Origin of the sequence: Paenibacillus sp. 11B, from assembly GCF_030487755.1 — a bacterium.
Taxonomy (GTDB): domain Bacteria; phylum Bacillota; class Bacilli; order Paenibacillales; family Paenibacillaceae; genus Paenibacillus; species Paenibacillus vandeheii.
Genome location: NZ_JAUKNS010000001.1, coordinates 242,194 through 261,128 on the forward strand (window position 1 = coordinate 242,194; position 18,935 = coordinate 261,128).

Sequence of the window (18,935 nt, forward strand, 5' to 3'; positions counted from 1 at the left end):
ACACTGGATAAAATCATATTATTTACTATTCATCTTTCTAAAAAATACAGACGTACTAAGCGGATTCTCCGGCTTAGTACGTCTGTTTCTCAATGATTATAGCGCGCTTAAGCAGCTATGAATTACCAGGCGTATACACCCTTCTCATCCAAAAATTCACCGTTATGATGTTTGCCATCTGTCGCATACCCCACGATAATCGCAGCGGCTGCTTCTTTTGTTTTGCCGCCTTCAGCATTGCCATTAAGATCAGTTGATGTGAATCCAGGCGTTACCGCAAATACTTGAGCCCTGCTGCTTTTGAGTTCATAAGCCATCGAAACGGTCATGGCATTGTTGGCCGTTTTGGATGAATTATAATCGAATGCGTTTAAAGCAAATCCAGCGTTTTGCATATAATCCAGAGAAGCCATGTCGGTCGATACATTGATAATTGTGCCTTCATTATCTTTAATTAACGGGAACAATCGCTGATTCAGACGGAAGGTTCCGAAAAAGTTGACTTCGAAGGCGTTCCGCAGATTCTCCTCTTTGGTATCCGTAAAAGAACGGGAGAAAGCACCTGGCATACCTGCATTATTAATCAAAAGCGTTAAGTCCTGATAATTCTTGGTGATCATATCGACTGCCCGTTCAATGCTTTTCAAGTCAGCCATGTCGATTTGTACAAATTCGATATCTAATCCCTCGGAGATTAACTCGGAAACGGCGGCTTCTCCCCGTTCGGCACTGCGTGCACCAAGAACGACTTTCCAGCCTGCTTGTCCTAACTGCTTAACAACTTCGAATCCTATTCCTTTATTTGCTCCGGTTACAAAAGCGGTCTTTTTCATGCGAATCCTTCTTTCTCTGATTTGATTTCATCTTTAACAATGTTTAAGTTACTATGCTACACTTAGTGTAGGTCAACAATAAATTTTGATAAAAGAGGGTTAGCATGTTAACGATTGGAGAAGTGGCTAAAAAAGTCGAGATCGCGATCGGAGCGATCCGCTTTTACGAGAGAAAGGGACTGTTGAAACCAGCTGCGCGAAGCGAGCAGAATAACCGTCTGTACTCGGAAGATGATGTGAACTGGCTCGTTTTTATCAAATGTCTCCGCGAAACCGGAATGAGTGTGGAGGACATCAAAACCTATCATGATAAAGTAAATGAAGGAACCTCTACCCTGCCGGAAAGAACCAAACTCATTCAGGATCAAAGGCAGAAGCTGCTGGACGATATTGAGGAGAAAAAGGCACAGCTTGTTCATTTGGATAACAAACTGGAGCGCTATTATCGTGGTGAAAATTATTAATTTAAGCATTAGCATAAGACAGACGTTGAACAAACAAAAGGTAGTCGATCACGATGATCAACTGCCTTTTGTTTTTATATGTTGACAGTGATAATCGTTATCAATAATGTGGACGTAGGATGTTCAACGATTAATTTCAGATTTATCGGCTTACTACTATCGAAATGAGGTACGCAATGTGAAAATAGATGTGAATCAATTAGCAGCGCATTTTGCACACATTCCTTTTCAAGTAGAAGGAATATATCGATATGCTACAAATCCAGGGGTGCCTCACGCAGACTATACAAGCTCTTTTCCCGGGTTTGTTTTTCCACTTACAGGGAAGATCCAATTTCACTTTAATGGAATGCCTTATGTTCTTTCGCCAGGAAAAGTTATGCACGGGGGAGCGAAAATGAAACTGGATAAAAAAATGTTTGATAACACCAACTGGGAGTATATCCTTGTTCAATATCGGATCTGTAACTCAGAACTTGAAGATTCGAGCTTTTCTCATCAGCATTTTGAATTATTAACCGGACAATCTCCTCGTCTTCTCGAATTAATTATGCGACTTTGGCATGTGTATAATCAGCGTGGAGGCATTTCGATGTTTCAGACCGAGATGCTGTTTCGCGATGTACTGAACGAAGCCTTAATATGTGTTGTGAATAGGCAAATTAGCAGTGAATCACATGGTCTATTCGAACGGGTATCTAATTATATTCATGAATACTATTATCAAAGCCTTACAATAGCATCGCTCGCAGAACAATATAACGTTAATCGAAATCGGCTTTCTTACGTATTTAGAAAGTATTCAGGTATGGGGCCAGCAGAATATATATTAAAATACCGCATCAACATGGCGCAAAAAATGCTATTTACAAGTGATGTGCCAGTACAGCAAATTGCACAAACTGTTGGCATTACTGATCCCTTTTATTTTAGTAAAGTGTTCAAGAAACAATTTGGTTTTTCTCCTACAGAATATCGACAGAAGTTCATCAATAATCCATGCTAACTTCAACAGGCATCCATTTTAAACAAATCATTAAATGAGTATACTTACGGCAGGCCAAATAAAACATCATGCTAGATGTTGTAGTCAGCCAAACAAGGAGGGATTACTATCCATTACCAAGCGATTAAACTAAGTGAAGAACTATCTAAATTAAACGATCATTGGTCACCGAAATTAATTGGTGAAATGAATGACTACCAATTTAAAATCGTTAAGATTACTGGGGAATATGAATGGCACGTTCATCACGAAACCGATAAGTTATTTTTTGTGATCGAAGGTGAAATGATCATTGATCTTCGTGATGGTCAAGTGAGAATTTCCAAGGATGAGATGTTTATTGTCCCGAAAGGACTCGAAATCAAGCCTTCCTCCGAAAAGGAATGTCATATCATGTTGATGGAGCCTAGAAGCGAAGTAAACACGGCCACATAACTTCTCAGATTTGAATTTAAATTAAACATTCCATGGATCAAGTTGCAAGATCCATGGAATACGTTTCTGACGGCTTTAAGTTGAAAGCTATGAAAAAGCTATGAATATAAACTCTTGTCTTCCAGGTCGGAAGAGCCGGGGATGACAGTACACCTGATTATGGAGGGGGAATGGACAGAAACGTACCATTGTAACCGATGTGTAAGATCAATCAGACTGACATAATATCCGTGACCCGCACCTGTATCAATTCCTATCTTTCCTGCTCCGACCCATATTTGCCATGGAGGAACAAGAAAACGGTACGTCGAGGTATGACCGAATACAATCGTATACTCAGGGTTAACCGGGCTTTCAAAAAATGGTTGTCTAATCTCCGTCAGATCTTCAGCAGTTTGAAGGTCCAGTGGGATTCCAGGACGAATGCCAGCGTGTACAAACAAATAAGAATCACATGTATGCCATAACGGCATTTGATCCAGAAATTGGCGAACAGATGTGATCTCATCGTTGCTTGCTGGGATTGAATCCGGCATGGAACGCAGCCACTTGCGTTCATTATTCCCCTGTAAGGCAACAGCCCCTTTTCTAGTCAGCTCATGCACCAACTGGAGCGTTCCCCAGGAATCCGGCCCCTTATTTACGTAATCTCCCAAAAGAACGAGGCGGTCCCTTTCAGAATTATAACCTGAAGCAACCAACAGCTGCTCCAGAAGATGTCCATGTCCGTGTATATCAGACACGGCCAGTAGTCTACTCATCTTCCGTGTGTGCTCCTCCCCGGTAGATCATGGTTTGCTCGGGGGAAAATTGAACCCAGCATGCCGAGCCCGGTTCCAAAGGTTCAACATGAAAAGCATGGATACGTTGATTATCCTCTGTAACGATAATTACTCTCCAATGTATGCCTTCAAAAATAGTTTGTGTAACCGTTCCTCTGATCTCATTATGATTTCCTTCCTCTTCTGTTGCACGAAGCGCTAATTGATCCGGATGAAGCATAATTACCGCTTGCTGTCCGCCCACACCTTGATCCATCATTTTCCCGCCTATACACTGGCCTGCAATCATTACGGATGATGCTCCTATTGTATAGATCCCGTTAAGCCGGTTATGGTAACCCATTAATCGGGCAACCCAGGGTGTTGCCGGACGGGTAAATAATTGCTGAGGTTCGGCATATTGATCGATTTTCCCTTCACGCAGCACCAAAATCCGGTCAGCCAAAGTAAAAGCCTCCAGCATGTCATGGGTAACATACAGCACGGTGGTCTCCAGGTCCGACAAAAGATGGCCCAGTTCACTTCTCATTTCGGTCCTCAGCTTCACATCAAGATTGGATAACGGCTCGTCCATCAGTAGTATGGATGGTTCCGTTGCCAGTGCTCGCGCCATTCCGGCGCGCTGCTGCTGCCCACCCGAGCATTGGGAGGGCAGACGGTCCAGCAGCCCGTCCAGCTGCAGCATCGCTTGCAGGCGATCCAGTCGCTGATTACGAGTAATGGAGTCGATTTTTCCCCGCTTCATGCCATACTCGATATTCTGACGAATCGTCATATGAGGCCACAGGGCATAATCCTGGAACACCATGTTTACGGGACGCTTTTCAGGAGGGATATACTGCTGGCGGCTGTCCACTCGTTTTCCGTCCATTTCAATGCTTCCTCCATCCACCCTCAGCAGTCCAGCAATCAGTTGCAGCAAGGTGGATTTTCCACATCCCGAAGGGCCGAGAATGCAGATCCTCTCCCCGTGATTCATGGTAAAAGACAGCGGCCTGAGCACGACCTGTTTATCGAAGGATTTGTGCACCCCGTCCAGTTTAAGAATTGAATTCATATGGTTAAGCCTCCTTGTTATCCCGTATGGGTATGCCTTTCCTGTAAGTTGCTTCTTTTACCCTCTCGGCGATCACTCCATCTAAATAAGGCCTCTCCTGCCAATTGAGTGAGTACAATGATTAGGAGAACCATACCTCCGCTGAGAAGAGTTGCTGCGGTTGCATAACCGTAACGGCCAAACTCAAAGGCTTGATCAATCACAAGCGGCATCAGCACATAATTGGCTGGCTGCAGCATTGAAGTCAGAGCAAGATCAAATACACTTGTGCCAAAAGCTGTCAGGACGGCAAGCAGCAATGATCTGCGTACCAAGGGAAGAACAATGTGCAACATTCGGGCCATTGTTCCTGCTCCCTGTACTGCTGCAGCATTCAGGATCGAAGACGAGATTGTGCCGAAAGATCCCAACTGAACACGTACGGCATACGGAATGGCGCCTGCAATAACTGCGATCACTAGCAGCGAGGGAGTCCCATAGAGATGCAGATTGACTGCTTCCAGCCACTTTTGATTCCAAATGAAAATGTAACCAATACCCATTACAATCCCGGGTACAGCCAGCGATATGATTGAAAATAACTGCAGCCAGATCTTCATTTTAAATTCCGTAAATGTAAGAACATAAGCTACGATAAATCCAATGATGATACTAATGCCTGCCGCGATTGCAGCAATCGTTAATGAATGAAGCATCCCTTCCAAAAAACTGAGCTGTTTGTGATCCATGGACGACGCTGCAAACAGAGAAAAATAATGCTCGAAGGTCAAATTTTGCAGAACCAATCCGTTACCCGCTTTTTTCATCAGGGAAACGCACAGACTGCTGCCCACCGGAATACCGATACTCATCATTAAAAATATAATGGTCACTGCATTTACAAGGATTGTTCTCTTCGGTCTGACTTTAAGCATTCTGACCGCTCTGGCATTCAAAAAATCAAACCTGGACCTGCGCAGGGACAACAGGAGTACCGTCATGGCGATTGCCAGTAGGACGACCAAATAAAAAGCAAGTACCCCAGCCATGTCAAATCGAACAGGAGATTGATAGATAGCAGAATAGATTGAATACGTCAGTGTAGGAAAACGGTAGACGGTGGACAATGCTGCCGGCAATCCAAAATCACCGACAGTATCTATAAATACCAGCGTGGCTCCCGCTACAATGGAAGGAGCTGCAAGTGGCAGCTCCACAGTACGCCATACGGTCCATGGGCGTGCGCCATTTAAACGGGCAGCATGTCCATACTGGCTGACATTCCATTCGGTAGCGGCAAGAACCGTCAGATAAGCCAGAGGAAATTTGCTCAGAGCCATGATGACCATAAGCCCGTATGGTTGAAACAGAGCAGCTGTCACCCAGTTCATACCCAGTAATCGGCTGGCAAGTCCGTCGGCACCAGCAAATAGCACCCACCCTTGGGCCAGCATGAACGAGGGCGCGATGAGCAGCAGCCAGACTCCGGCATCCAATAAACGTCCAGATGCAAAGTTCCAGCGTGCTCTTACCATAGCTAACGAAGCTCCAATCAACGTGCCCAGCAGTGCTGTTCCTATGCCAAGCCACAAGGAGTTAAACAACGACTGGCGCCACAAGGGACGGTGTAAAATCTCCCCGAGCAATCCGAAGCCCTGAAATTGTATGTTGCCAAAAAACAATCCTGGCAAAACCGCGTTCAACAGAACCGCAAGCAGCGGCAGAAAAATCATGATAAATAACAGAAGAGCTGAGCCGACTCCCCAACGAGTTCCGGAATTTTTCATAGGTTATTCCTCTTATTTTACATTCTGGTCGGCAAACCAGGTTTTGATCTGTACCTCATGCTCGGCGGCCCATTCAGCTGGCGGAAGAATGAATTCTGCATTGGTTTCCCGTTCCTTCCTCGCTTCTACTCCCTCAACCAATGGTGTAAAGAAGCTGTCAGATGAATCGAAGGACGCTAACATCTGCTGTGTTTCCGGTTTGAGCATGAACTCTACAAAAGCCTTTGAAGCAGCAGGATTTTTGGTGTATTTACTGATGGCAGCAACACGCAGACTTCCCGGCGCACCATCTTCCGGCCAGATTAGATCGACGGGCTCCCCCGACAACTTCAGGTCATATGCATTGCTCTCCTGCAATGCTGCAATATCGATTTCTCCTGAAACAAGGGCACTGCCCAGAGGACCATTTTTGGGATAAACTCTAAGACCATTCCCCATCATTTGTGCATACTTTTGCTCGCCCTGATCGATGCCCCACTTGTAAAACAGTGCGGAAACGAGCGGATATGCAGGTGCCGCAACAGCCGGATCAGCCTGACCCGCTGTGCCCTTGTATTCAAAAAACTCATCCCAGGTCTTAGGCGCCTGTTCCTTGGTAAGACGATTGGTGTTGTAGGCGATAACTGCTGATGCATGGATACTGATTGGAGTATAAGCGTGATCCTCTGGAACCAGGGAGGAGCCGTATTCGGTCAGATTGCCAATATTCTCAGGCGTCCAATCCGTCATCAGAAATCCCCTGTCAGCCAGATTGCGAATCGATCCGTGACCATCCATCATGACGACATCCCACTGCGGATTGCCTTGCTCGGCTTCAATTTTGGCCAAGGCCTCTCCGCCGCCGTAATGTACAGCCTCGATTTTGTATCCGGTCTGTTTGGCAAATTCGGGTGCAACAATATCAACAAAGTCATTTCCATACAGATAGATGCTCTCTCCTGTGTCCTCTTCTCGTTCAACTGTGCTGCTGTTTACAGCTGTAGACGAGACAGGTGCAGCAGTTTCGCCATTAGACGATCCACTTCCCGTTGTTACCGTTCCTCCTCCGCACCCTGCCGTGATTAATACAAGCAGCAAACTCATTGAACCTAAACTTTTTCCCAAAATGTTCTTCATAATTCTCCCCCTCAATATGTTGCTTGTTCAACCTCTCTTTATCCTAAAGCTATTATTGGAGATTCATATTAGGGGAAAGTAAACGCTAATTTAAATGATATTAATGTATTGTATGATATAATAGATGATATCAATGTTTAAGACGTAAAGGAGTCGTTAGAGGATGAATTTGCAGCAATTGAAGGTGTTTGTCTACGTGGTTGAATTGCAAAAGCTGTACTTAGTCGCTCATAAGTTGAATATCACACAACCGACAGTGACATTCCATCTGAACAAGCTGCAGGAGGATGCAGGGGTTGCTCTATTCCATACCAAAACCTATCACGTCATCAAATTGACGGAAGCGGGCAAAGCTCTGTATCACTATGCCACCCAGATTGTAGCCCTGAATGAGGAAATGCTCCGTACTCTGGATGACCACAGGGGCTCCGCGGCTGGTCGATTGCTGATCGGAAGCACTCACACACCGGCCACATATATGCTTCCAGTATTATTATCCGAATTCAAACAGCAGCATAATCTGCTGCTGAGTCTTGATGTAAAACCGGCACGCTACATCATGGAGAAAATAAAGTATTTCGAATTGGATGTGGGTGTCGTCTCCCATACTTCCCCGGATGACGCTGATCTGATCTTTGAGCCGCTGATGAAAGATGATCTCGTCATTATTTTCCATCCCGATCATCCGCTGGCTCATCAAACTCTAGTCCAGCCCAAGGATTTGCAGTCATATCCGCTCGTTGCCCATGAAGAGGGCTCAAGTAGTCGTAAGCTAATAGATCAATGGGCAGATGAACATGATGTCCAGTTTACCCATGCTATTGAAATATCCGGTTCCGAGGCACTGAAATCCATTGTACGCCTTAATCTCGGCATCGGTATGGTTTCTGAAGCCTCGATTATTCAGGAACTGCAAAAGGGAGAGTTAAAAGCCATTCCCATTCCCGACTGGACTCCAGTCAGAACGATCTATGCGGTAAGACATCGCAATAAACTGGTTACTCCAGCTTTAAGCCTGTTTTGGCGCATGTTAGTCACTAGCTTTTCCGAACGAAACACATGAGTCCTCGTTTCCTCTTACAACAAAAAAACCGTTAACCCTTTTTTTTAGAATTAACGGTTTGAAAATTTTAGTTTATTACAATCCTTTAGCCCGCTATCCCTTTTGATTTTGAATTCGTTGCCTTTTTTTATTTAGCCGGTGGAATGCTTTGCGGGTTATTAAATACATTTTTCGGATCATATTTCGCTTTTACTTTCCGCAGTCTCGGGTAGTTCTTACCATAATAGGTTGGCCCTGGATTTTTAATACCTTGGTCTGGTACGTTAATGTAGGACCCTACAATATAAGGCTGTAGTTTCTTTCTGGTGTTCCGAGCTAAGGCAATATTTTTAGCGGCATGGGATGGCTTCACCCATGAGCTGTTCCATTCAACATAAAATTCAGCTTTTCGCCAATAGAACGCAGTGGCTTGAGGAGCGACTCGACTTACAGCACCGCCCCAGTTAAGGAAATAGAAACCGGCTGGTGTGCCTTCCTCTGCTTTTTCCAGAAACTCGCGCATGACTTTGAAGGCTTTATCCGGGAATGGCTGTCTGCCAAAGCCACTGGAAAACTGGTTGCTGTATCTTTGGGTGAGCACAGGATCTGGGGCTAGCAGAAATTTCGTCGCTGCCCTGTATGGCAGATACAGAATGCTTTTTTTAGTAGGCGTTCCTACGCTAAGAATAGGCTCCAACTGACGGAGAGCTTCGCTCTTCGATCCGAGGTATACCCCTAGCATGCTAACATTACCGCCTTTTTTGGGACCAACACTTAATTCACTGCCCAGCTTGGTGCTGGCCTTAGGCGCCCACACTTGCCATTTCTTAACGACTTTTTCGAACTGTTCCCATGGCCAAGTGATACTAAATACAGTAGCTTTGACTGGTGAGCGCCGCACTTTGAATTTATATTTGGTATATACGCCGAAGTTACCACCGCCACCGCCACGTGTAGCCCACAGAAGATCAGAATTTTGTTTTTTGTTTGCCCGAATGATCCGCCCTTTAGCGTCAACCATTTCGAGTTCGATTAGATTATCGCAGATGAGACCCGTTGTCCTTTGCAGTGGACCAATCCCTCCACCAGGTGTTATTCCACCAATCCCAACCGTTGGGCTGTCACCAAATGGGGCCATAAATCCTTGTCGAGCTAGCGTATCCATGAGTCTTCCTACCCGATTACCTGTCTCAACGACGGCCGTTCCGCTTTTTTTGTTCAACTTGATTCTCTTCATTTCGCTAACGTCGATGACAATGCCTCCATTGACTTGTGAAAGGTTGGGCTCTAGGGCATGCCTGCCACTTCTCGGCCGAATAGGGACCTTATTTTGGCGTGCCCATCTTATGGCATTTGCAACATCCTGTGTTTTTTGAGCGAACACAAAAACCTTAGGAAATCTGTCCGTATGCGGATCCCAGTTCTTCCGAGCTACTTCATAACCAGGATCACCTCTAAACACCACTCGCCCTGTAAGCTTAACTTTTGAAATCACGCTTCTATCCAACTCCTTAGTAATGAAAACACATACTTTTCATTAACAAATTAGGCTGATTCCATATAACCTATGTAGGAGAATCATAATGAGTTTGGGCGTATAAAAAAAAGAAAATATCGGATCACGAGCAACGTAAGCTCGTGATCCGATATTTTCAAATGAAATCACTTTTGCCAAACCATTTACTTTAGTTGGATCTTGAAGATATCTCCGGCTTCACCGCCAAATACGATAAAACCACCTTTGGGAAGCAGCGTTGATTGTTGATTGGTTGCTTTCGAAAATTGAACCACTTCACCTTTGTCGTTATATACCGCATAACCTCCGCTCTCCGGGGAATCCACTTTTAACGATTTATTCGCTGAGCGGGCGTCGATGGCATACCAGCGTGCTTGACCGTTTGACGGGATGGTGGTGATTCCTTTTTTCCCACCGAAGATGGGTGTAATCGCATTCTCCGCAATGTACTCTTGTCCATCCTGAATTAAGTACTCCGTTTCATTCTTCGTACGGAAGTGCAGATCGAACGCATCTCTTCCGTTCATCACAGGAATCTGGGCAACATTCACTGCATTGTCCGGGTCAACAACTCGGGTGCCATTCGCATACCCGTTCTCTGCATCTACCGACAGATTTTTGATCAGCATGGTTGGAACCAGATAGAAGATCGACGTTATTTTTTCATCCAGCGCGTAATATTTCGAGCCGTTTCGAGCCTTCCATTTCTCTTTCGTTGCCGGATCTAGCGAATGATGATCCAATTTTTGATAATCATATGTGTTCATCACCGTTTGGCCTAATCCAGGCAACGTTATGTTCGCCAGAACTTTAATATTTATCTTGTCGTTACTTTCCTTCTCAAAGCTGACTTTCACACTTCCGTCACTACTCGTAAATTGTCCTTCACCAGTGTACACGTAATTCTGCCCCGGGATAAGTCCTCCCTGCATGGCTGGAAGTGTGATCTCACCATCCTTAACCTCTATATCCAGGGTTGTGCCTACCGTCCCATAGAGGCCGGAGTATGCCGCCAGATCCGTGGGCATCTTCACTTTGACAGGTGGTGTGAATGTCTGATCGGGCTCTATCTCGTCGATGATGCCTTGATCCTCAAGAACCTCCAGCAGAACTTTACTGGCAAACATCTGATTGTAGATGGAAGACCCACCCGAAGAAAGAACAGCCATCGAAATATCATGCTCAGGTATAGTTATTAACGATGCATGATATAACATGGTGTCTCCACCTTTGGAAAGTGCAGTAATGCCGTAATCGCTAAACGGTGCAAGCGAAACGGCATCCCATCCAAGGCCATAGTTGAAGGTATTTCTCTCTTCAGACACCCATATTCCCCGACGATACTCATCATTTTGCATGGACTCTGCCGAGGATGTGGACAGTATTTCCGGTCTGTTTCCTATCAATACCTCAGCGAATCGGCTTAAGTCTTCTGCGGTCGAGTAGATTCCACCTGCACCAAAGATGTTGGCATTTTCGACAGGCAGTTTCGTTTCAATTGTAGGCCAATAGGTTTCAGATAATCGTTCTCTATCAAACGAATCGAGTGGTGTCTTGGTTGCTTCCAGCTGTAACGGATCGCTGATGAACTTGGCAATAAATTCGCTGTAGCTTAGTCCACTTACCCGTTCAACCAATATTTCAAGGAGCTGGAAACCATCATTGCAATATACAGAAAAGGCTCCCGGGTTCGATTTCAGTTGCTCTGACTTTAATTTGAGCAGTAATTCGTCATGATTACGGGTATCGGTATCGTCAAATAACATACTGTTTCCATAATGGGTACCATAGAGTCCGGAAGAATGGTTCATAAGCATGCGTGGCGTTATTTGGGTATATCGGGCATCCGCCATTTCAAAATCTTTAATATACGAAGTGAGGGGCTGATCCAGATCCACCTTACCGGAATCAACCAGCATCATGGTGGCAGCCGTGACTACCATTTTGCTAACTGAACCAATTCCGAACATCGTATCCTTGTCTATGGGTGTCTGGGATGCCTTGTCGTGGAATCCAACACTGTCGGACAAAATAATCTTTCCTTCATCCATAATGGCATATTGCAAACCTGTGACACCATAATTCTGCACCATCTCTGTGGCGATCTTGTTGGTCTGAACTTCAATTGTTGAGCCCTTGTTCGACTCTGCCATGGCATGAGTCATCGGTGTGACCACAAGCACAGCCGTACATAACATACTGATCAGTTTTTTCATCTAATAACTTCCTCCTTTATGATGCTGCTCATCTGATTGCATTCATCATATCGGAGAAGAAATAAATGGAACGATAAAAGACCCTGAATGGAAAAAAACAATCCCCGAACGGTATGTTCAGCGACTGTTTATGTTAAAAGGAAGCACGACCATGTTATTGAATGACCGTTGATGATTCTCGATACTCATATGTCCACCATACTTTTCGCACATTCTGGATATGTTGGTTAGGCCGATCCCGTGATACTCCGAATTGGGCTTCTCACTCTTGAAGTGAGTCAGTTTTTGTTCCACATGATTCATAATCTGGATGACGAGCGCAGACGCTGTGGAGTGAATCGCGATCAGCATATACCTGTCTTCGGCAAGTCTGACTTTCTTGGAAGCCTCAATGGCATTATCCAGCATGTTACCAAGCACAACGCACAGATCATAACGATCAATGTGGATATGTTGCGAGTGAAGCCCAATCCGGGTATCGATCTTGATTCCGTTTGCCTGCCCAATTGCAATGATATTCGTAACAAGAGCATCGATAACGAGATTGCCGGAGTTCACCCGCTGGTACGCTCCTTCAATCTTATTCAACGTGAGTTTGATATGATCACCTGCTGCGGACAGTTCGTTGCGTTTGATACATTCATCAATGTACAGAAACTGCTGGTTGATATCATGGATGATGCTTTTAATGTTTTTGAAACTGTGTACCGTCTTCTCATAGTTGGCATCCTGATAATCCATCTGACGCTGAAACTGGGCATTTTCATGGGCAAGCTGTACCTTTTCTACCATATTATCGATTACATATACAATGAACACATTAAGAAAAAGGGAGCCTAGCACGGAAACGACATAATAGATATTTTTTTCACTATAAGCTGAGGCCACATTGATCTGATATATCGTAATGGTATGTACGATCAGAAACAAGAAATAATAACGATAGTGCACAGCAAAACTTCTGCGTTTGGCAATCAAACGCACAATCAGGGTGACAATGAACATAATGCTGCAACCAAGCAGCATCACTTTGAAGAGTTCCCAATGATGCTCCACATTGAAATGATCCCATATGCTGTAATCTTTGGAGTCCAGTACCCCTATAATATATATAGCAATGTAATTAACCGTTGTGAGTAGTACGGCATACAGGATGGTAAAAGCAAGTTTAAGTATGAATTCCACCTCATAGGATTGCGCCAGACTGAAGATAAATAACAAAGCAACGGCGGACGAAACGACAGGTGAAAATGAAGATGCCAAATAGAAATACCCCACTACGACAAATACAATGAAATAGATTGCCCTGTGTGGTTTTCGTTTGGACTTACCCAGAACTGAATCAAAATAAAAATTCACCTGGAATGCCATAAGTAAGGGAACGACGATGAAAGACAAGATCACATAAATATCCATATCATTGAATCCTCATAATCATATATTTCGTATAGGCATCCTTGACTTCCTTCACTTTGGAGCGGCCTATGGGCAATTCGGTTCCATTCAACATGACGACCCGGGTCCCGACAAACTTCTGAACATGCAGCAGGTTAATCATAATCGAGCGATGAATTTGCAAGAAACCATGGTCTTTCAGGGCGGCGGCATAACTGGATAGAATGCCTTTGCTCTCATGCGAGTTTTCCTGGGTCACAAATTTCAATTTGTTCTTGACTGTTAAACTCTTCATGACCTCAATCCAGAGAATATCATCGTATTTCAACAGAAGTTCTTCATAGTCTGACTTGATGAGTACATACTTTTTGTCCAACGCTTTAAAATATTGACACAGCTTAATCATTTTCTCCTCGAAGATCTGTGGCTTGATCGGTTTGATCAGGTATTGAAACGTCACCACATCAAAGCTCTCTACCATATACTCAGGGTAGCTGGTCAGAAACATGATTTGCACATCCAGATACTTCATATTCCTGATTTCTTTGGCTGTCTGAATTCCGTTCATTCCGCTCATCTCCACATCCATGATGAGAATATGAAACGTGTCCCCCACGTTTTTATAGTGTGAGACCAACTGTTCACCGGATGTAAATAAGGTAACTTGGAAATCAATATTCGTTTTTAGAGATAAGGAGATCAGCATCGTTTTCACAAGTTCTCTTTGTTTCTCCTCGTCATCACAGATTGCAACATTGAACATGTCTGAACATCCGCCTTTCATTGACATCGACTCTGAATTTCACTCTCGAATATACTATTTTATCATAGGTTTCGGAGCGAATATGGGATGAAATGCATTATTCAGACCCTAAAATGCTGGACCCATAAGAACGTATCCCAATAAAACAAAAAGGCCGCTAAAATAGCGACTTTTAATGGGATAATGTTTCTTTGCCCCTCAACACAAGCCTGCGATTATGTCCCCAGCTTGGCGTTTTCTTTTAAATGCTTCCTTAGTTAGTTCATATTCCCTTTTTGTACGCCCTCATTGCAAAAAAGTACGCTACGAGCAAAATCCCAATACACTTTTACCCCATCGTACGGTGCGAACACGCCGTTCAAATAGTTGTTCAATTTGTCATTCATCACATCAACTCTCCTTATAATAAATTTTCAAGCACACGCTTTGCATACTCCCAGTTGCTTTTGTTGCGAGCATAAGCCAATTTGCCCTTTTCAGTAATCCTAAAATATTTACGCCGTCCGCCCTGAGATTCATCGCCCCAATACCACTCGATATCACCGTCGGCTTCAAGCCGACGTACGCTGGAGTACATCGTGGCTTCTTTTAATTCATACTCTCCACCCGAGCGCTGGCCAATCAGCTTGACAATTTCATAGCCGTACCGGTCAGCTTCGGATAAAAGTCGTAAAATCATTGTGTCGGTATGGCCGCGCAGCAGGTCGGATGTGATTTTGTTATCGCTCATGTAAGCACCTCCACATCTGCATCATACGATACACTACTGTGTCTGTAAAGGTAGTGTTTTAATTATACTACTATGTTGAATGCACTTCTGTGTTTGTCTGTACGGTTTGGACAAGGACATATAGCGTTAAAACTCAAAAAAGCCGCAACAATGCGGCTTTTGATCGTGTATACTCTTGTCGACTTATCTCGTGTTAATCAACATTAGACACATCATCTGATCAGCTATGAATATAAGTTAATGTCCATACATTATCTCTACGTTAATTGCTGCGCAATCTCCCAGACATGTCCTGCCGGATCTGTGAAGGCGGCCGTACGTACTCCCCAAGGCCGATCCACTGGACCGTTAAGCAGAGCAACGCCATGTGATTTCAATTCGTTACACACTGCATCCACATCTTCCACTCGGATGGTAAACTGGAAACGAGATCCGGATTCTCGACTTGCGACTGTTCCAGGATGGATCAGACCATGTGCTTCGGAGATATTCAGGAGATTAATACTCATATTTCCGAAGTTGTATACGGCAGAAACATTGTCTTCATATACAGCGGACATTCCGAATACGTCTTGATAGAATGCCCTCACCTTAGGCAAGTCCTCCACAAACAACGTTATAACATCAACATTCATTGACCCTAATGTTCTCATAGGTATACCCCTTCTCATACACTTTTGTTTACTTTAATACGCTCCTTTAATTACAAAAACGAGCCCCGAATGGTTCCAGCTAATTTAGATTTCTGTCTGGCAAACTTAAACTTCCCTTCTAACTCCTTTGGTACCTCCATACCCTCAGAAAGCTTAAAACCTACGGCCCGCTTCTTAGGGTCATCAACAGTATACATGACATTGAGACCAAGACCATCTTCATAAAAGACATAGGAAAATTTAATTGTCTACTTGATGGGTTTATAATAACCTTAAATCATGTCAAAATATGATACTGTTTAGGGGCACAATGAAAAAAGTGGAACGGATTAATATCATCATGCGCTATATCAACTTAAACCTCTCCCTTTTCAATTCATTATTGTCAAAAATAACAACAAAGCCGATCAATTTGCTCCACTGATCGGCTTTGTCTAATATCTATTTATACTCTATTTAAGCTCAATGCTCATTTACCGCACTGTGCAGAATCATAACACTACTTTAAAAAGCTGTTCTATTCACTCTTACCAACCCCGGTTGGACATACGCTCTTCTGGAGCTAATTTGGAAATTTCAATCCCTTTCATAGGAGCGCCCAAGTTTTTGGATACTTCGGCAATCAGTTTGTAATCTGTGTAATGTGTTGTAGCTTCAACGATTGCACGAGCGAATTTCTCAGGGTTATCTGATTTGAAAATACCAGATCCTACAAACACGCCGTCTGCTCCCAAATGCATCATTAGTGCTGCGTCTGCTGGAGTAGCTACACCGCCTGCTGCAAAGTTAACGACAGGAAGCTTTCCATTTTCATGAACTTCGCGCAGTAGTTCGTAAGCTACGCCCAGATTTTTGGCTTCAGCGTATAACTCGTCCTTGGACATGTTTTGCACTTTGCGAATCTGGCTGTTAATCAGACGCATATGACGAACGGCCTCAACAATATTGCCTGTTCCAGGCTCACCTTTTGTACGAATCATCGATGCACCTTCGCCAATACGACGAATAGCCTCTCCCAAATCTTTGGCTCCACATACAAATGGTACAGTGAACTCATGCTTATCAATATGGAACACTTCGTCTGCAGGCGTCAGAACTTCACTTTCGTCAAGATAGTCTACCCCTAGAGATTCAAGCACTTTGGCTTCTACGTAATGACCGATACGAGCCTTGGCCATAACTGGAATAGACACAACCTTCATAACCTCTTCAACGATGGTTGGATCTGCCATGCGAGCTACACCGCCGGCTGCGCGAATATCAGAGGGTACCCGCTCAAGAGCCATAACAGCTGTTGCTCCTGATGCTTCAGCAATTTTAGCTTGTTCTGCATTCATGACGTCCATGATGACGCCGCCTTTTTGCATCTCAGCCATTCCTCTTTTTACACGATCTGTACCTGTTTGCATATTTGTATTCCTCCTAATTACTTTTTTTGTTTCACTTCAATCTATAATTTAGTATAAAATGAGAATGGACAACTAAAAAGATCCAATATTTTCGGTTTTTATTGTACCACTTCAAACGACCATAGGAGGACCTATGCAATTTCATGTAGCTTACAGTTCATATTTGAACCGACCATATACCAAGATGAAGGCTCTTTATCATGCGATTCGTGATGCTATTCATGAAGGTAATCTCGCATATGGCGAGAAGTTACCCTCTACAAGAGAGTTAGCTGCGACGTATCACATTTCCCGAGGAACAGCGAATCAGGTATATGATACGTTGACTGCTCAAGGTTACCTTCATTCAGAGCATGGAAGAGGAACCTTTGTTGCTTATCAGTTGGATTTGAGCAAAGATTCTTCCACAGAAAAAGCTTGTACCCATCACTTATCCGCCTGGGGAAATCGTATTCAGCAGTTTGAACAGCAGACGACTCTAAGAAATGCTCAAACAACCGATGCCAGAATAGAGAGCGACGCAGTTATAGATTTCAGCAAATATCAGCCTGATTTATCCAAATTTCCTTATGATGAATGGAACAATCGACTGTATGCAGAGATACGACATCGTGAGCATCACATGAATACAACCTCTGCTTATGTTAGTTCAACAGGGGAGCCGAAATTGAGAGAAGCGATTGCTGCCTACCTTCGGAGGATGCGGGGGATTCAAGTCGATGCGGGTCATATCGCAGTGACTGCAGGCTCTATGCAAGCTATAGCTCTACTCACTCAATTACTTGCAGATCACGGGGATCATGTGGTTACGGAAAGTCCTTGTTATGTCGGGATTTCTCAAGCGATTACAGCTGCGGGCGCAAAGTTGATTGAAGCCAATCTTGATGGTCAGGGACTTGTACCCCAAAACTGGGAAGCGCGTATGTTGTTTGTGACGCCCTCAAGACAATTTCCTACTAGCGAAATGCTTAGTCTGGAACGCAGACAAACCTTGCTGGACTGGGCACATCGTCATGACGCTATGATTGTCGAGGATGATTATGATAGTGAATTCCGATATCGCGGGATGCATGTTGAACCTCTGAAAACACTCGATAAAGGGGGGCGTGTAATCTACCTTGGCAGCTTCACGAAAACCTTGCCTCTTGAAGTACGACTTGGTTATGTGGTCCTTCCCCCCACCTTGGCAGACACTTTTAGAAAGGCACAAGCATTATACGAGCCAAGACCCGTCAATCTGATCGAGCAACGGGCATTAGCTGAATTCATGACAAGCGGTCAATATGAGCGTCATCTGCGCAGAATGAATCGTCTATACAGTCGCAAATTTCATCTTTTACTCACACTATTGAACCAGCAGCTCTCGACATGGTTTGATTGGGTGGAAAATGAAGCGGGTCTTCACGTGTTTGGCTGGTGGCGAGGTGATGCGTCCACTTATGAAACCTTTCGCGCATCAGCCAGATCAGAAGGGGTTGTATATTCAGAAGTCAGCAGTTCAACACCTGAAGGTACGAAGTATGGTATATATTTATCATTTGCACATTTGTCAGAAGTTCAGTTACAGAATGGCGTATCCAAATTAAAAAATGCTGTCACAGCTCCATTATGAGGTACCTCGCCTCTCTCGTCTTTCCAAACTGAACATTAGCTAATGTACACACCGAACGCATATTTGGCCAGCAATGGTGTGGACTAAGGACTCATAATAAAATCAAAGACCACGTTACCCTTTGGCAAGGAAACAACGTG

Annotated in this window: 18 protein-coding genes and 1 pseudogene; 5 read left to right on the forward strand and 14 right to left on the reverse strand. The window is 44.1% G+C overall.

Annotated features, from left to right (window positions below; all coding sequences use genetic code 11):
- Positions 1-122: 122 nt before the first annotated feature.
- A complete protein-coding gene (locus Q0V21_RS01040; protein WP_301877156.1) occupies positions 123-833 on the reverse strand; it encodes an SDR family NAD(P)-dependent oxidoreductase in 711 nt (236 codons plus the stop codon).
- Positions 834-937: 104 nt separating this feature from the next.
- On the opposite strand from Q0V21_RS01040, the gene Q0V21_RS01045 reads away from it, so the two are divergent.
- The 3 genes from Q0V21_RS01045 (at position 938) to Q0V21_RS01055 (ending at position 2,738) form a co-directional block, all read left to right on the forward strand.
- Complete coding sequence (locus Q0V21_RS01045) at positions 938-1,297, forward strand: MerR family transcriptional regulator (RefSeq protein WP_301247658.1); 360 nt, start codon at positions 938-940, stop codon at positions 1,295-1,297.
- Between the two features lie 178 nt (positions 1,298-1,475).
- Positions 1,476-2,303 (forward strand): helix-turn-helix transcriptional regulator, encoded by an 828-nt coding sequence (locus Q0V21_RS01050; RefSeq protein WP_301877157.1) that lies wholly within the window; start codon positions 1,476-1,478, stop codon positions 2,301-2,303.
- Positions 2,304-2,411: 108 nt separating this feature from the next.
- Complete coding sequence (locus Q0V21_RS01055) at positions 2,412-2,738, forward strand: cupin domain-containing protein (protein ID WP_079349083.1); 327 nt, start codon at positions 2,412-2,414, stop codon at positions 2,736-2,738.
- A gap of 98 nt (positions 2,739-2,836) precedes the next feature.
- On the opposite strand, the gene Q0V21_RS01060 is transcribed toward Q0V21_RS01055, so the two are convergent.
- From Q0V21_RS01060 to Q0V21_RS01075, 4 genes are read right to left on the reverse strand one after another with little or no spacing between them, the layout of a single operon-like run.
- Positions 2,837-3,499, reverse strand: coding sequence for a metallophosphoesterase (locus Q0V21_RS01060; protein ID WP_301877158.1), 663 nt, complete (start codon positions 3,497-3,499; stop codon positions 2,837-2,839).
- A complete protein-coding gene (locus tag Q0V21_RS01065) occupies positions 3,492-4,577 on the reverse strand; it encodes an ABC transporter ATP-binding protein (protein WP_079349085.1) in 1,086 nt (361 codons plus the stop codon). Before Q0V21_RS01065 ends, Q0V21_RS01060 begins: the two co-directional genes overlap by 8 nt.
- Positions 4,578-4,594: 17 nt before the next feature.
- Positions 4,595-6,343 (reverse strand): ABC transporter permease, encoded by a 1,749-nt coding sequence (locus Q0V21_RS01070; protein WP_301877161.1) that lies wholly within the window; start codon positions 6,341-6,343, stop codon positions 4,595-4,597.
- A 12-nt stretch (positions 6,344-6,355) separates the two neighbouring features.
- The gene (locus tag Q0V21_RS01075; RefSeq protein WP_301877162.1) at positions 6,356-7,459 is read right to left on the reverse strand and encodes an ABC transporter substrate-binding protein; all 1,104 of its coding nucleotides are present in this window, start codon (positions 7,457-7,459) and stop codon (positions 6,356-6,358) included.
- Between the two features lie 163 nt (positions 7,460-7,622).
- Here Q0V21_RS01075 and Q0V21_RS01080 point away from each other — a divergent pair, with 163 nt between their 5' ends.
- Complete coding sequence (locus tag Q0V21_RS01080) at positions 7,623-8,522, forward strand: LysR family transcriptional regulator (RefSeq protein ID WP_301877163.1); 900 nt, start codon at positions 7,623-7,625, stop codon at positions 8,520-8,522.
- Positions 8,523-8,649: 127 nt separating this feature from the next.
- Here Q0V21_RS01080 and Q0V21_RS01085 read toward each other — a convergent pair whose 3' ends face one another.
- The 9 genes and pseudogenes from Q0V21_RS01085 to pdxS all read right to left on the reverse strand — a co-directional run bounded on the left by Q0V21_RS01085 (position 8,650) and on the right by pdxS (position 17,183).
- Positions 8,650-9,996: an FAD-binding oxidoreductase gene (locus Q0V21_RS01085; protein WP_301877164.1), complete on the reverse strand. Its 1,347-nt coding sequence runs from the start codon at positions 9,994-9,996 to the stop codon at positions 8,650-8,652.
- 185 nt (positions 9,997-10,181) lie between these two features.
- Positions 10,182-12,233 carry a serine hydrolase domain-containing protein gene (locus tag Q0V21_RS01090; protein ID WP_301877165.1) on the reverse strand — a complete coding sequence of 684 codons (2,052 nt, stop codon included), beginning with the start codon at positions 12,231-12,233 and terminating at the stop codon, positions 10,182-10,184.
- A 117-nt stretch (positions 12,234-12,350) separates the two neighbouring features.
- A complete protein-coding gene (locus tag Q0V21_RS01095; protein ID WP_301877166.1) occupies positions 12,351-13,649 on the reverse strand; it encodes an ATP-binding protein in 1,299 nt (432 codons plus the stop codon).
- Between the two features lies 1 nt (position 13,650).
- Positions 13,651-14,391 carry a LytR/AlgR family response regulator transcription factor gene (locus Q0V21_RS01100; protein WP_301877167.1) on the reverse strand — a complete coding sequence of 247 codons (741 nt, stop codon included), beginning with the start codon at positions 14,389-14,391 and terminating at the stop codon, positions 13,651-13,653.
- Positions 14,392-14,648: 257 nt separating this feature from the next.
- Positions 14,649-14,777, reverse strand: coding sequence for a hypothetical protein (locus Q0V21_RS01105; protein ID WP_301877168.1), 129 nt, complete (start codon positions 14,775-14,777; stop codon positions 14,649-14,651).
- A 14-nt stretch (positions 14,778-14,791) separates the two neighbouring features.
- Entirely contained in the window at positions 14,792-15,121 is a 330-nt protein-coding gene (locus tag Q0V21_RS01110; RefSeq protein ID WP_079349093.1) for a PadR family transcriptional regulator, read from the reverse strand.
- Positions 15,122-15,378: 257 nt separating this feature from the next.
- Positions 15,379-15,774 carry a VOC family protein gene (locus Q0V21_RS01115; protein ID WP_024633267.1) on the reverse strand — a complete coding sequence of 132 codons (396 nt, stop codon included), beginning with the start codon at positions 15,772-15,774 and terminating at the stop codon, positions 15,379-15,381.
- 33 nt (positions 15,775-15,807) lie between these two features.
- Positions 15,808-16,019, reverse strand: a pseudogene (locus tag Q0V21_RS01120) (phage tail protein); the annotation flags it as partial.
- Positions 16,020-16,301: 282 nt separating this feature from the next.
- Positions 16,302-17,183, reverse strand: coding sequence for a pyridoxal 5'-phosphate synthase lyase subunit PdxS (gene pdxS / locus Q0V21_RS01125; RefSeq protein ID WP_024633266.1), 882 nt, complete (start codon positions 17,181-17,183; stop codon positions 16,302-16,304).
- A 133-nt stretch (positions 17,184-17,316) separates the two neighbouring features.
- On the opposite strand from pdxS, the gene pdxR reads away from it, so the two are divergent.
- Positions 17,317-18,795, forward strand: a complete 1,479-nt coding sequence (gene pdxR, locus Q0V21_RS01130) for a MocR-like pyridoxine biosynthesis transcription factor PdxR (protein ID WP_301877169.1) — start codon at positions 17,317-17,319, stop codon at positions 18,793-18,795.
- Positions 18,796-18,935 lie beyond the last annotated feature (140 nt).

Coding starts and splice junctions, on each gene's coding strand:
- Q0V21_RS01105 (WP_301877168.1), bottom strand. CDS start 14,777: ATGAATGACAAATTGAACAACTATTTGAACGGCGTGTTCGCACCGTAC.
- Q0V21_RS01080 (WP_301877163.1), top strand. CDS start 7,623: ATGAATTTGCAGCAATTGAAGGTGTTTGTCTACGTGGTTGAATTGCAA.
- Q0V21_RS01095 (WP_301877166.1), bottom strand. CDS start 13,649: ATGGATATTTATGTGATCTTGTCTTTCATCGTCGTTCCCTTACTTATG.
- Q0V21_RS01110 (WP_079349093.1), bottom strand. CDS start 15,121: ATGAGCGATAACAAAATCACATCCGACCTGCTGCGCGGCCATACCGAC.
- pdxR (WP_301877169.1), top strand. CDS start 17,317: ATGCAATTTCATGTAGCTTACAGTTCATATTTGAACCGACCATATACC.
- Q0V21_RS01115 (WP_024633267.1), bottom strand. CDS start 15,774: ATGAGAACATTAGGGTCAATGAATGTTGATGTTATAACGTTGTTTGTG.
- pdxS (WP_024633266.1), bottom strand. CDS start 17,183: ATGCAAACAGGTACAGATCGTGTAAAAAGAGGAATGGCTGAGATGCAA.
- Q0V21_RS01060 (WP_301877158.1), bottom strand. CDS start 3,499: ATGAGTAGACTACTGGCCGTGTCTGATATACACGGACATGGACATCTT.
- Q0V21_RS01070 (WP_301877161.1), bottom strand. CDS start 6,343: ATGAAAAATTCCGGAACTCGTTGGGGAGTCGGCTCAGCTCTTCTGTTA.
- Q0V21_RS01075 (WP_301877162.1), bottom strand. CDS start 7,459: ATGAAGAACATTTTGGGAAAAAGTTTAGGTTCAATGAGTTTGCTGCTT.
- Q0V21_RS01065 (WP_079349085.1), bottom strand. CDS start 4,577: ATGAATTCAATTCTTAAACTGGACGGGGTGCACAAATCCTTCGATAAA.
- Q0V21_RS01100 (WP_301877167.1), bottom strand. CDS start 14,391: ATGTTCAATGTTGCAATCTGTGATGACGAGGAGAAACAAAGAGAACTT.
- Q0V21_RS01045 (WP_301247658.1), top strand. CDS start 938: ATGTTAACGATTGGAGAAGTGGCTAAAAAAGTCGAGATCGCGATCGGA.
- Q0V21_RS01090 (WP_301877165.1), bottom strand. CDS start 12,233: ATGAAAAAACTGATCAGTATGTTATGTACGGCTGTGCTTGTGGTCACA.
- Q0V21_RS01040 (WP_301877156.1), bottom strand. CDS start 833: ATGAAAAAGACCGCTTTTGTAACCGGAGCAAATAAAGGAATAGGATTC.